The organism is Bifidobacterium asteroides (assembly GCF_003202755.1).
GTDB lineage: Bacteria > Actinomycetota > Actinomycetes > Actinomycetales > Bifidobacteriaceae > Bombiscardovia > Bombiscardovia asteroides_F.
Genome location: NZ_QGLK01000005.1, coordinates 247,690 through 261,252, shown reverse-complemented (window position 1 = coordinate 261,252; position 13,563 = coordinate 247,690). Strand labels below are relative to the sequence as shown.

The following is a 13,563-nucleotide window of genomic DNA, read 5'->3' as shown; positions in this document are numbered from 1 at the left end:
CTCGATTGGGCCCTTGCCGGGGTGATTGTGCCGACTGGTCGGCCTTGAGAGGTCAGTGCTGGGCGGCCAGGCGCTCGCGTGCAGCCTTGATCTGGGTCTCAGCAGCCTCGGCGTTGGTCCAGTAGTCGCCAGGCATGACCTCCTTGCCTGGTTCCAGAGCCTTGTACTGCTCGAAGAAGTGCTTGATCTCCTGCTTGTGGAAGTCGGAGACGTCGTCGATGTCCTTGATGGCATCGTAGCGGACATCGGCAGGCACGCAGAGGACCTTGTCATCCCCGCCGGCCTCGTCGACCATGTGGTAGAGACCCACGGCGCGGCATTCGACGATGCAGCCCGGGAAGACCGAGTCGGGAATCATGACCAGAGCATCCAAGGGATCACCGTCCTCGCCCAGGGTGCCGTCGATGTACCCGTAGTCATCGGGGTAGCCCATAGAGGTGAAGAGGGTGCGGTCCAGCCTGATATGGCCGCTATCGTGGTCCATCTCATACTTGTTGCGGGAGCCCCGGGGGATCTCGACCAACACATCGAATGTCTCTGCCATTGTCCTGTCTCCTTCTCGGTCTGGACAGCATAGGTATGTCTCATACACAGCATAACCGTCCCGCGGCACATTCGACCACAGTCTCACTCTTACGCACGTATATGCTCAGCAGCCGTTCATACTCAAGGAATGGAGCGGGCGAAGAGTGAGGACGAGTATGTACAAGCATAGGTGGACCGGCATGTTGGCGGTTCTGCTCGCCTTGGCGACCCTTGCCGGCCCGGCGGCTCCTGCTATGGCTGGCGGAGGATCAGGTCATGCTGGCGGCAGACCAGTACCTCCCGGTGGCCAAAAGCTCCGGCTCTGGCAGGGTTGGGCCTACAAGGATGACGACCAGGGGGCTTTTGGCGGTTATGAGATAGGCAGCATCGATAGGGCCTTCTCCAAGATGGGGGTCGTGGATGGTGGTAATGCCACTACGGCCCGGGTCAAGCGGCAGGCTCTTGACGAGGCCAATGGCAACTGTCAGGCGCGCTTTAACGAGGCGCATGCCGACCAGTCCGGACAGGCCCATTGTCGGGTAACCGGCGTGGGAGTGGTTGCCGGCTATCGTGGATCCCAACGCATCTTTGACGGGATTTCTGTGGCTATTCACAAGCTTTGGATGGATAGCTGGCGCAGCCAGGTGGCCAACAGCACCTTTAGCAATCGTGGGGTGACCTATCGGACCAGCGATTCCTTTTGGGATCAGCCCAACGACAATCTTGACAAGTTCGCTGACGAGTATGCAGGCGACGAGAAGGGCATCTCCCTGGTGGTGATCATGCTCAACGACTACGAGCCCAAGCCGGCCGATCTGCCTCCGGATGCTCCCGATAAGCAAGTAGATCATGGCACTAGCGCGGATGGAATGACCAATCGCACCCATATCGTCACTGGAACCGGCCGGGGCGGGCGTGAACTAACTTTTAGTGATGTCTTCAATCCTCAAGGTAAGCAGTACCGTATCAGTGGTCAGCATGTCAGGGACCAGACCAGCGGAGAAGATCTGACTGACAAATTCATTTTCAACACTGCCGAAGGAGCTAGGCCGCCTGGTGACCGGGCCACAGCCACCTGGAAGGGCGGTGCTCTGCCGGAGGAACACCGCTGGGCATGGCAGCTGGATGTGACTGTCGAACGGCCAGAGACCGGGGTAATTCTGGATCAGGGAGGAGTCAGTTGGAAGGGCGCCGCCCGGCAGATTGACCAGTCGACCCCGGAGCGTCGTACACCCACCTGGGAGCCCAGGCCCGACAAATCCTGGATCCTGCGAGATACAGCTACAGGGGTGTGGAAGAGCGTCATAGACCCCCAATGGAGTAACGGAACTGGTGCCGACGGGCATGCGTTTCTGGACGGAGACCGGGTGGGGTCGGTGGTCAACGCCGCTGTCGAAGCCCATCTGATTGAGGCACCCAAGGTTTTCGCCCTGACTGACGACTGGAGTGGTGCTGACTATCTGGTTGATCAGGATGGGGCTAGGGCCATCCGCGTCTTCGTGGCCAAAGCCAAGGCTGATGCAGACGAGCACTACCGCCGCAGCAGCATCGAGGACATTGTGGCTAAGGGAAGGGATGTGACAGACCGTTTCGAGATCAGTGTGACCGGCACCCGGGCACAGGCCCGAGCCAAAAGCGGATGGTTGAACGGTCTTAAGGGGATGGAGGACCCTAAGCAGGTCACCATGCTGGTTCCCTTCACGGTTAACTTTGCCAACGGCGGCGGCGCAGCTAAGGTCCGCAAGGATATGGGTGGAGCACCTGACCAGGAGCTGACCTTTTGCCGAGCTCCTAATAGCCATGGCAGCCAGGGCGAGCCCCTGACCAACTCGGGTTCCCAGACAGTCAACACGCAGAGTGTGGAGACCAACAAGCCGGGCATTTGCGGATACCTACCTCCGGTACGCAAGGATGTAATCTCTGAGGCTGGTCAAGGTGGGGAGCAGGCCAGCGTTGACGGCAAAATGGTCTTCCCCGGTCAGCGACTGGAATATCAGTTGGATACCCAGCCCAGCCTGCCCGACAATCTGGCATATCCTGTCAAGTCAATCACCCTGACGGATGTGTATGATCGCTGGTTTTTGCCCGACAAGCAGACCCTTGAGGTGACTGACCTGCAGAGCGGCGATATCATCGCCAAGACCGGATACGCCACAAAGTGGAAGGACAAGGATCACAGTTTGCGGGTGACCATTACCGATTCCGGTATGATCAGCAAGTGGCGTGCCGGGAGCAATCCCAGAATGCGCCTGCGCTTTGAGGGCAGGGTTGATTCCAAGGCCCCAAGGGATCATCGGGTGGGCAATCAGTGGTTGCTGACACTGAACAATTCACTGACCCCCTCCAAACAAGTGAGCAATCCGCCAGCTAACTTCCATCCCTCAAAGAGCGATGTCAGCGCGCATGATCCAGGCATCAGCATCGACGTTAAGGTGCTCTTCATGGGCGACCATGGAGTCTATCGGATCAGTCTGGACGCCCGCCGCAAAGATACCGCCTATCCGGTCTGGCGGCTGGGCATGACGGATGCCTACGATGCTCGTCACCTGGATATCGATTCCAAGAGCATCGAGGTTCTTGGCTCCGACGGTCGTGATCACACTAAGGCTTTCAATATTCAGGTAAAAAACGGTATGGTTCTGGTCTTCGCCAAAACTGTGGACACCTATGTTCCGGCCACAGGTGCGACCCTCAAAGGAGATCCTCAACCTGCGGATTTGGCTGCCTATGCCGCTGCCCGAGGCCATAGTCCCCTCAGGGAGCCGGCCATTAACCAAGGATTGCTGGGGCGCACCTACGATCTGGTCCTGCCTTACACGGTCATCCGTGCAGAGCCTGGTCACGTGGTGCGCAACCAGGCGACTCAGATCGTCAACGACATGCGCAAAGCGACCAATGTGGTCGCTAATCCGGTCAAGCCGCTCAATCCTGCCAAGGATGTGGTAGTGGCCGTAGGTGGGGACAGCGCCCACGGCGGCAGTATCTACCGTGGCCGGATCTTCCTCTACCGGCTGGATTCCAGTCTGCTGCCGGCCGGACGGGCCTATCCGCAGGTGGGGACCTGGCGGATTGAGGATCGGTTGGACCCCTCGGTGGATCGGTTCACCGGCCATTGGGCCGTCTACGCTAACCAGGATCTCTACGAGAATGGACGCATCCTGATTCATCATGGACAGATCATGGCTGGTTCGAACATGTCAGCTGATATCCCTGGCGGTCCCTTGTTCACGATGGCCGCAGACCCTGTAGGTCTGGTCAAAGTGGAGGCTACACCGCGATATTTGGCATTGGTCAGTGCTTCAGGCGACCGCCCAGTCGGTTGGAGGGCTTACCTGCAATGCAGAAGGCTGAAGAAGGTGGAACGTCATGAGAACCGATTTACTGAGTTCTATCAGGACAAGACTCTGGTCTCCAACACGGTCTGGACCAGAACGCCCGATATGACCCCGGCACTGCATATCGAGAAGTTTGATCAGGCCGGCGGTATGTCTAAGGGTGATCGGGATCAGCCGGAACAGGCCCTTCGAACTCATGATGATGTCCCTATTGTCTTCCGGATCACCAACGATTCTCCTCGCGATCCCAGCGATGGGACCGGAGCAATTTTCCTCGCCCGGCAACTACATTTGGAAGATCAGACAGTCGTCGGTCAGGGGCGTGTGACTCGGATTCGCTATCCTGACAACTGGTCGACCCTAATGCTACGGCCTGGCCAGTCTGTGGACGTGCATGCCACAGTGACAGGCATATCAGGTCGGCACACCGACAGGGCCCGAGTAGTTGGCAGCCCGCTGGTGCCCTGTCCGGTGGAAGATCAGGCTTCCTTGCCGCAAATGGAGAACGCCCAAAAAGCCACTGGACGAGCGGACTCTCGCGGAGTGGTAGTCGATGGTCGCCTGCTCTGCGCTGATCAAGCTGTTGAATCCAACAGTGATGACTGGAATGCTCTGGAAGCAGCACTGCCTAAGACCGGATCTTCGGTGGTGCTTCCCTTGGCCGTCGCCGCCGCAGCGGTCATGACCGGGCTTATCATCTTCCGCTTAGTCAGACAGATGTCCGCCAGGAATCATAGGAGACAGTGACCCTGGAACAAGTACAGAGACCCGTATGTGCATCTTGGTCTGCCGATTGGCTTAATGAGGCTGGTCGGCAGACCAGGGTCGGTCTCGACCTGTCGCAGGGCAGATAGATCTGGGAGAGCGATACCGGCCTGCTCCGGATCCAAGGCAGGGTGTGTCGGCTATTCGTCAGGCGAACGTCAGTTATTTTGGCCATTCCCAGATATCTTCAGAGTCTTATGTCATTTCTGCCTCGAGAAATCAGTAATAGGCAAAATGAAAGTTTGGCTGAACAAATGATTGTGCTGTCCGTATTAAAACATTCAACGGCTGAGGCGGACGGCTGCTTGGTAAATTGTCAGCCTCACGCTTGAGTGCAGCGGTTATGGATGTGATCGTCTGGTTTCTTGGATACTATTGACCCCGTAAAATATCGGCCAAGGATGGCGGTGGAGAAGGTTAGCGATGGCGAAGGAAAACACCGAAAGCTCTAAAGATGGCGGGAAACCCTTGATGGTGGTGCTGAATCAGGCTATGCGAATTCCGGGGATGAAAGTAGATCGTGAGCGGTTTCTACGTGAGCAGTTCGCTAGCGCTCCACGGCAGGTCATTGAAGACATAGTGAAGAGGGGCCCCGTGGCCGCGGGTTGTGATCGGAAGATTCTTTATAAGATGGCACGGCAAATCGTCCTGAAAAGAACAGGGCAATCCACTAGTGCATCTTTCTTGGCTGGAGTGCCGGGAGGGATTACCATGGCTGTCACAATTCCAGGAGATGCGGCCCAGTTCTACGGTTTTGCTTTTATAACAGCCCAAGAGATCGCCTATCTGTATGGAGAGGAGGATTTCTGGGAAGGTGCCCTGCCAGATGATGAGGTGATCGGGAATCAATTGCTTTTATACCTCGGTGTCATGCTTGGCGCCGCTGGTGCCAGTTCGGCGGTGCGTTTGATCTCCACGCAACTGGGGAAATCAGCCTTGAAGCATCTGCCACAGAAGGCCTTGACAAAAGGAGTGATCTATCCGATCGTCAAATCGGTAGCCAAGACCATGTCCGTAAAAATGACTAAAAGCGTCTTTGCCAAAGGGGTTTCCAAGGCTGTGCCGATAATTGGTGGAGTGGTGTCGGGAGGGATTACCTGGACAACTATGCGCCCTATGGGTATGCACCTGATTTCCGTTATGGATGAGGCTCACTTTGGCTATTCACAGTCTGATGCGGATCGCGACTATAAAAAGGTACTGGATTTAGACATGGTCAATTCGCAGACATCCGGGAATCCACAGGCATCGGAAACGTTGAATACGCCAGCAGATTCTGAAGATACTGAGACCTCTGATGCCCTGACTGTTCTAGAAATTAGCGAGGATTCGGATGATTCAGCGGATCTGGAGGATGCGGACGGTTGTGTCGAACTATAGACCGACCCGAGTCTATCAGGACTTTTCCTTAAGCTGTTCCCCGGGTCTGGCACAGCAATAAATGTATGATTTGGCAATGAATCACAAGTCATTAGATTCAACATGCCTATGCTCCAGGCCAGGGGGGATTGCGTTAATTCTCCTCCGCGTCCAGCAGCACCACGCCTTCAGGAGGATTGCTGTCGATGGCTCCCACTGTCTCATGCGGCAGGTAGGGCTCCTCCATGGAGGCGATCTCCTCAGGCGTGAGTTCCAAATCCAGCGCAGCCACAACATCGTCAAGATGATGGGCTTTGGTGGCGCCGATGATCGGTGAGGCGACGCCTTTGGCCCACTGCCAGGCGATGGCTACCCGGGCCATAGGAACGTTGTGCCGCTCTGCCGCCTTTTGCACACGGTCAATGATGGCAAGGTCGTTGTCTTCGGCCCGGTCGTATTTGCCGCGCGAGACCTTATCAGTGGCGCTGCGCAGTGTGTCGGCGGTCCAGGTGGGCCGTGTCAGATGGCCGGCGGCCAGAGGGCTGTAGGGCATGAGTGAGACGCCCGTCTTTCTCGTCCTCCCGGTAAAGCAGGTTGTAATGGTTCTCCATGGCGCTGAAAGGGGTCCAGCCGTTGTCTCGAGCGACTTTCTGCATATCCTGAAATTGGCTGGCGTACATGGCCGAGGCGCCCAGCGCTCGCACCTTGCCGGCTTGGACCAGATCGTTGAGCGCTTCCACGGTCTCCTCGATTGGCGTTTCATAGTCGAACCTGTGGATGATATAGAGGTCCAGGTAGTCGGTGCCCAGTCGCCTGAGCGTTCCATCGATCTCGCGATGGATGGCCTTGGACGAAAGCCGTCCCTCATTGAAGTGGACCTTGGAGGCGATGACCACCCGGTCGCGGCTTGTATGCTTTCTAAGCGCCTTTCCCAGATATTCCTCACTGGTCCCAGCCGAGTAGCCGTTGGCTGTATCAAAGAAGGTGATGCCCAGGTCCAGTGCGTGCGCAACGACCGCGTCGGTCCCTTCCTCATCCAGTGTCCAGTCATGCATGGTGCCTGGTTTGCCGAAGCTCATGCACCCCACGCAGATCTTCGATATGTTGATGCCCGTTTCGCCCAGTTTTGTGTATTGCATTTAAGCCCCCTTGGCCTTCCTTGGTGCAGATGCAATTATGCTAGCAAGTTCGAGAAGTCTACTTCGCGAAGGAGCATCCAAGCTTTTTGCCACTTACCTGCTAAGAACTTTGACTAGCCAGATATAAGAAAAGAGCCGGAATATGAGTGAATTTAGTTTCAGTTTTATTAGTAGCAAGGGTTGGGGTTTGGGCTCGATACTTACGTAGTTGGATTTGTGCAGCGAGCTTTTGGACGAGCTAAGTTGAGTAGGTACTGTCTCGTATTCCTTCGCCTTACCGTTTTTCAGTTGGAACAAGCAGTATTGTCGACCGACGGCCATTGGGTCCAAAAAATCAAGTGTACTTACTGCTTTATAGGCATCCATCTGCCTTGCAGATGGATGCCTATAATATAAAGACCAAATCCCAAAAGCTGCAGCGAAGAAAACTCGGCAGCTCTACCTCCGTAGATTGCTTAGTATGCCAGACTAACGACAGCACACGCCGTCATTTCCAAGATGAATTTGTAGGAGAGGTGCAGTGTACAAGCTGAATTGGGGTTACCCACGGTTGACTCCAAACAGCTACAAGAGCCACGGCAAGCAAAGCCCAGAGTATTTTCTCCCTTACCGGTGTTTGAGGGGAACACCGACGAAAATGACGACGACTCCAGCGCGCTCAACCAGAAATCGGATAGCAAGCACGAAAACCCATTTGTCGGTCCCATGGATGTCGGCATCATTCTTCTTGGGAGAATTCTTGTAGTATGCACCTTATTAATTAAATTATGAGATACGACAGCAACGTCGATGTTCACCTGGAGCACTTTTTCTCTCACCTTGGTGACGTGACATTGCCTTTATACCTCGATTTCTCTAGGTGAGTTGTTTTCTCGCATAAGCAATAAGATGCAATGTGGACGGTAGTTGTTTCTGGTCCAGCAGGAAAGTTCACCCGATTTGTGACATGCACGGTCATATCACACTTAAATGCGATGGGGATATCTTCACTCATAAAGTTATTGCATGGATTGGGTGGTATTTTCCATATGCCGGTTTTTCGCAGTCTTACTGGTAATGATGCGTCATTCGAGGCATTTCATGGAAAGTACTTCAATAATGGTTTATCCAATAGGCTAAGTTCTATATATTCATTCTCAACAGTTATAAAAGTGGAATGTCACATGATTCGTATGACATTAGTTTCTGCAACCGATGAGCATCAGCGTTGTTGGCTCATATGCTTTATCCAGGATTGCCATTTTTAGCTAGTTACACAGCCTCTGGTTTCCAGATTTACGAGATCGCGAGGGTTCTCTGGTTGATCACCCACCGTATGTGACCATCAGCGTTTTATGGATTCCTTGGACGTGTTTGTCATTATCTTGTTGAGATTATTCTGAGTGGCCCGTAATTCCACAGGGGCTAGAATGTCTACGTCTGCATATGAATGTGGCGGCGCACCTCCTAGTCAGTGTGTACGTCGCCATGGCTTTCAGACATTTGGGGTTTCTGCCTTTATCAGAAACCCCAACCTTTATTTATTGATTTGATTCGCTTTAGCCTGGCGCACAAGATTATTGACTCTTGTCCGCTCGCTTTTTCCATAGGTTTCCTTTGTGGAGAGAATTCCGATCAAGCCCACAAGAGCAGCGGCCATATAGAGCATGGAGGCGCCTGGCCACCCGAAGGCATTTACCATAGCCGTCGCCAGCATGGGGGCGAACCCTCCTAGCGCGGCAGCGACCTGGTAGCCAAGGGATGCACCTGAAGTGCGAGTGGAAGTTTTGAACTGTTCGGTCAAGAGTGACCCCTGTACGCCTGTGAATGAGGCATGGATAATCCCAATCCCTATGATAAAGACTATCGTAATCAATACAGGCTTGTGATCATTAGTTAGCAAATACATGGGGAAGGCAAAAGCTAAGGCGGCAATACAAGCTGCAATGTAGATGGGTCGTCTTCCGACATGATCAGTCAAACTGCCGGCAAAAAAGGTGGCAAAAATAGCTACGATGCTGGCTATGGTTATGGCATTCAGCGCAACCGGTCGCATATCGGGCTCTTGCTCCGAGATGTAGTTTAGAAGGTATGTGGCGGTCAGATAGTACGCAAATGATTCTACGATTCTCAAAGAGATCACCCGTAGAATACCTTTCCAATCCCGATGTACTGAGGTGGCCAGTGGGTTCTTTTCGGTCTTGCCGCTTGCTTGAGCCTCTTGGAATTCAGGGGATTCTGAGAGCTTGGACCGAACGATAAGGCCGACGACGACTAGTAGTGCGCTCAGTAAAAAGGGTATACGCCAACGCCAATCACCTGGCAGAAAGGCACAGAGAGCGAACATCCCGGAGGCGAGAGCGATGCCTAATGGATTTCCGGATTGGGGGATTGCGGAGTACATGCCTCGCCTGTTCCAAGGAGCATGCTCATAGGCCATAGTTATAGCGCCTCCCCATTCGGCACCGAAGGCAAGCCCCTGTATCATGCGGATCAGTGTCAAGATGATTGGAGCTGCCAGACCGATAGCCGCATAGGTTGGCATTAGACCAATCAGAAAGGTAGACCCTCCCATGACCAAGAGGGCACCCACCAGTACTGGTTTTCTGCCATGCTTATCGGCCAGATAACCGCCGACTGCTCCGCCGATGGGACGCATGACGAAGCCGACTGCCAAAGTTGCAAAGGCCAGCATAGTGCTGATGAAACGGTTCCCTGCAGGAAAGAAATCAGTGCCAAAATATAGGGCTGCTGCTGTGCTGTAAGCTATGAAGTCATAGTTTTCCACACATGTTCCTATGCCTGCAGCGATGGATGTCTCTAGTCGGTCTTTTGACCCTAAGACTTTTTCTTCTTGTTCGGTTGGAGCCTGTTTCACTTTGATTTCTCCTCTTCTTTTCCGTGGCCCCCAGTAACCTCTATCCGATCCATGGCATTAAGTTTGGTTACACGTCTGCGGGTATCTTCGTCATTGTCGAAACGCGCGTTGAGAAAGGCGGAGACGATATCTGGAACCAGGGCATGAGGGACAAGCCAGGCTCCCATAGCTATTGCATTTGCGTTGTCGTGCTCAACTGATTGATGAGCCGAGTAGGTCTCGTGAGCGAAACCACAGCGAATACCTGGAATCTTGTTGGCTGCCATGACACCGCCTTGCCCGGTGCCGCAGACTAGAATGGCTCGTTCTGCCTCCCCGGTCACGACCTTCTTGCAGGTCGCTTGCGTAATGTCCGGGAAATCAACAGGATCAGTGCTGTTGGTACCGCAGTCGATCACCTGATGGCCAGCTGCCTCAATGGCCTTTCTGACTTCATCTTTGAGAGGGAATCCAGCATGATCAGCCCCTAATGCTACCTTCATTATTTCTTTCCTTTCTTTGCTCTTGAGAGAAAGGCAGTCCCTTCCCTCACGACTTTTCGTCAGACTGTGCTTCAGCGAACAGTAGGGATATGCCACGTAAAAAAACACATCAAGTGGAGCGATTGATGAACTGGGTAGGGATCATCTTGGATTCCACTCTCTTCCCCTGAATGAGCTTGATCAATCCCTTGGCCCCTTCTCTGCCAATTGAAGTTGCGTCGTTGCGAACAGCACTGATGCGGGGACTGATAAAGTCAAACCACTCCATGTCGTCGAAGGAGACGATTTCTATCCGCCTCGCTTCTTTGGTACTTAAGCAATCATGTAATGCATGGAGTATGCCCACCGTCGTCTCGCCGTTAGCGCCTATTATGGCCGATGGTTTCAGGCCAGAACGGATGATGTCTTGAGCAGCACGATAACCACCTTCTGCTAAGAAATTGCCTATCTGAACCAGCCTAGGATCAGGATCGAATCCGAAACTATCTCTGCCTTCCATAAATGTTCTATACCGTTCCAAGCCCGTCGATATGGTAGTAGGACCTGAAACAAATGCCACCCTTTTATGTTTGCGTTCGTGTAGGTATTGCAGGATCTGATTCATGCCTTGGACGTTGTCTGTACCAAAATATGGCGCCTCTATACCTTCAAGGTGACGGTTGAGTAGAACCAACGGAGTTCCTGTTTTCAAGAATGATTGAATATGAGGAGTCATAATGCCTTGAGGGGAGAAAAGGACCCCATCAACTCGCTGCTGGGAGAAGACCTGGACGATTTCATCGGCAGTGTCTGCATCTTCGTTGGCATTACCGTAGACAACCATGTATCCAGATTTACGGGCTTCTTTTTCCGCAGAAAGAGCTAAACGAGCAAAAAATGGATTACGAATATCGGATATGAGCAAGCCCAGAATGTTAGTCCGTGCCCGCCTAAGGGATTGGGCCGGGCCATTGGCGACGTAACCCAATTGCTTGGCTGCCTGCATGACTTTTGCCCTAGAATCGGCCGATGTATGGGGGCTCTTGGAAAGCACTCTAGAAGCAGTTCCTAGAGATACCCCGGCCCTCGCGGCCACATCTTTGATTGTTGTCATCGGGTCACCTCATCGTGGAAACGTTTCCATGTCTTGTTAATTTCTATTAATACCACATCTGCTTGCCGGAGGCAATTTCTGAGGTTGGAGGCACAGAGCTGATATGCTCAACTCAGACCGTCTGATTCTTAGAAAGACGCATAATTGCTGGCCGACTTGTAGACGTAGAAGTCGATAGTGGCAGACGATTTCGTGTTGTTCCTTGGCTCAGACAATTAAATTTTAAACAGTAAAATGGAAATAAATTTTCGATTGTTCGGCAAAATAGTATCCTATTGAGTAAATTAACTCTGTTGGCGAGAGTGTATATTTTGATCATTTTTGTCCAAACTTAGAAGAGACAACTCGGTGCATCTTCACGCGTGCCATAGAATAATATGAGAGGTATGAAAGCTATTACTTGGAGCTCATTGCTAGATCATCGAATTTGATGACACGCTTACCGCTTGTTTGTAACTGTCGATTTATTCTCTTCGCCGTATAAACGATTGGTTTATCAGTCTGTTCGGCAGACTAAGGAATCTCAAAGGAATTCGTGCTGCCTTATAGATTAAGTACACTTTATAGTCAATAATAATTAATTACAGCTCGGCTCTATAAGATGTTATAAAAACAAAGGCCCGAAATTCAGACGATCCCGAGCCTTATTTGGTAGCGGGGTCAGGATTTGAACCTGAGACCTCTGGGTTATGAGCCCAGCGAGCTACCGAACTGCTCCACCCCGCGTCGGCTGTGCAACACAGCAGTTATCTATGTTACGGATTCCAGCGCACTTGTCAAGTCCGTGTGTGGGAAGGCCTGCGCTGGGCCATAATAGAGTCATGCCTATCACCATCCCCACCGGATTGCCGGCCAGATCCATCCTGGATTCGGAGCGCATCTTCGCCCTGGAAAGCCATGAGGCGGAGCGCCAGGAGATGCGTCCGCTCAGGCTGGTCATCCTCAACCTGATGCCTACCAAGGTGGAGACCGAGACCCAGCTGTTGCGACTGATTTCCAAGTCGCCGCTTCAGGTGGAGATTGACTTCATGAAGACTTCCACCCATCAGGCCGTGCACACCAGCATGGATCACCTGGTCAAGTTCTACGAGAATCTGGACTCCTTCCAGGACAACTGTTATGACGGTCTTGTCGTGACTGGCGCTCCAGTGGAGCAGATGGACTTCGAGCAAGTCGACTACTGGGATGAACTGACCCGCATTCTGGACTGGGCCTCTACCCACGTCTTCTCCACTATGTATCTATGCTGGGGGGCCATGGCCGGGCTCTACTACCGCCACGGCATCGCCAAGCGCGACCTGGACTGCAAGGTCTTCGGGGTCTTTCCTCAGTATCTGCAGGACGAGTACTGCTTCATCACCAATGGCTTTGACGAGATTGCCCTGCAGCCCCACTCCCGCTGGGCCGGGGTGGACGAGGACCAAGTGCGGGCCTGTCCGGATCTGCAGGTGCTGACTTGGGGTCCTCAGTCGGGTTCAGGGCTTATCTGCACCCAGGATTTCTCAGAGATCTTCGTGCTGGGCCACTGGGAGTATGATCGCGACACTCTCGCTCACGAGTACCGGCGCGACATGGCCAAGGGCCTGGACCAGGTTCCTTTCCCGGTCAACTACTACCCCCATGACGATCCCAGATTGGAGCCAGTCTTCTCCTGGCGGGCCCATGCTAACCTGCTCTGGCGCAACTGGCTGAATTGGGTTTACGAGACCACCCCTTACGACTTGGACCAGGTGCCGACTCTGCGGGCAGCGGGCCAACTAGGCACCGACCGATCCATCAGACACGCTCCTGGATGCCCACGCGCTGACGGGTATCGTCCTTTGGCTGGTGACGGGTACGGGCTTATTCCTGGCGTTGTTAATAGTTAATGACGTTTGGATTAAATTCGTTATCAAACTGTCCACACCGCGGGGCGGATTCGACCTGCGGCCACTATCTGTGACACACTGGATGAATCCATAGTTACCGTGGCTCTTGGCGTGGGCTACACTACCGATACGGTGCAGCC

The 13,563-nt window shown here is 53.4% G+C and carries 7 protein-coding genes, 1 tRNA gene and 1 pseudogene; 3 read left to right on the top strand and 6 right to left on the bottom strand.

What is annotated here, in order from left to right:
- Positions 1-52: 52 nt before the first annotated feature.
- Complete coding sequence (locus DKK74_RS07475) at positions 53-544, bottom strand: inorganic diphosphatase (RefSeq protein WP_046323398.1); 492 nt, start codon at positions 542-544, stop codon at positions 53-55.
- Positions 545-701: 157 nt separating this feature from the next.
- Between DKK74_RS07475 and DKK74_RS07470 the strand changes: the two genes are divergently transcribed.
- The gene (locus DKK74_RS07470; RefSeq protein WP_110413477.1) at positions 702-4,607 is read left to right on the top strand and encodes an LPXTG cell wall anchor domain-containing protein; all 3,906 of its coding nucleotides are present in this window, start codon (positions 702-704) and stop codon (positions 4,605-4,607) included.
- A gap of 441 nt (positions 4,608-5,048) precedes the next feature.
- A complete protein-coding gene (locus DKK74_RS07465; protein WP_110413476.1) occupies positions 5,049-6,005 on the top strand; it encodes a bacteriochlorophyll 4-vinyl reductase in 957 nt (318 codons plus the stop codon).
- Positions 6,006-6,138: 133 nt separating this feature from the next.
- Here the strand turns inward: DKK74_RS07465 and DKK74_RS07460 are convergent.
- From DKK74_RS07460 to DKK74_RS07435, 5 genes and pseudogenes are all read right to left on the bottom strand, one after another.
- A pseudogene (locus DKK74_RS07460) lies at positions 6,139-7,039 on the bottom strand (aldo/keto reductase).
- Between the two features lie 1,600 nt (positions 7,040-8,639).
- Positions 8,640-9,980 (bottom strand): MFS transporter, encoded by a 1,341-nt coding sequence (locus tag DKK74_RS07450; protein ID WP_110413474.1) that lies wholly within the window; start codon positions 9,978-9,980, stop codon positions 8,640-8,642.
- Positions 9,977-10,462, bottom strand: coding sequence for an RpiB/LacA/LacB family sugar-phosphate isomerase (locus DKK74_RS07445; protein WP_110413473.1), 486 nt, complete (start codon positions 10,460-10,462; stop codon positions 9,977-9,979). The genes DKK74_RS07450 and DKK74_RS07445 overlap by 4 nt, the downstream gene beginning before the upstream one ends.
- Before the next feature lie 109 nt (positions 10,463-10,571).
- Positions 10,572-11,555: a LacI family DNA-binding transcriptional regulator gene (locus tag DKK74_RS07440; RefSeq protein WP_110413472.1), complete on the bottom strand. Its 984-nt coding sequence runs from the start codon at positions 11,553-11,555 to the stop codon at positions 10,572-10,574.
- Between the two features lie 649 nt (positions 11,556-12,204).
- A tRNA-Met gene (locus tag DKK74_RS07435) sits at positions 12,205-12,281 on the bottom strand.
- A gap of 95 nt (positions 12,282-12,376) precedes the next feature.
- On the opposite strand from DKK74_RS07435, the gene DKK74_RS07430 reads away from it, so the two are divergent.
- Entirely contained in the window at positions 12,377-13,423 is a 1,047-nt protein-coding gene (locus tag DKK74_RS07430; protein ID WP_110413471.1) for a homoserine O-succinyltransferase, read from the top strand.
- The last annotated feature ends 140 nt before the right edge of the window (positions 13,424-13,563 follow it).

Bases quoted from the DNA above. Each gene is read 5' to 3' on its own strand.
- DKK74_RS07445 (WP_110413473.1), bottom strand. From the start codon at position 10,462: ATGAAGGTAGCATTAGGGGCTGATCATGCTGGATTCCCTCTCAAAGAT.
- DKK74_RS07440 (WP_110413472.1), bottom strand. From the start codon at position 11,555: ATGACAACAATCAAAGATGTGGCCGCGAGGGCCGGGGTATCTCTAGGA.
- DKK74_RS07475 (WP_046323398.1), bottom strand. From the start codon at position 544: ATGGCAGAGACATTCGATGTGTTGGTCGAGATCCCCCGGGGCTCCCGC.
- DKK74_RS07470 (WP_110413477.1), top strand. From the start codon at position 702: ATGTACAAGCATAGGTGGACCGGCATGTTGGCGGTTCTGCTCGCCTTG.
- DKK74_RS07430 (WP_110413471.1), top strand. From the start codon at position 12,377: ATGCCTATCACCATCCCCACCGGATTGCCGGCCAGATCCATCCTGGAT.
- DKK74_RS07465 (WP_110413476.1), top strand. From the start codon at position 5,049: ATGGCGAAGGAAAACACCGAAAGCTCTAAAGATGGCGGGAAACCCTTG.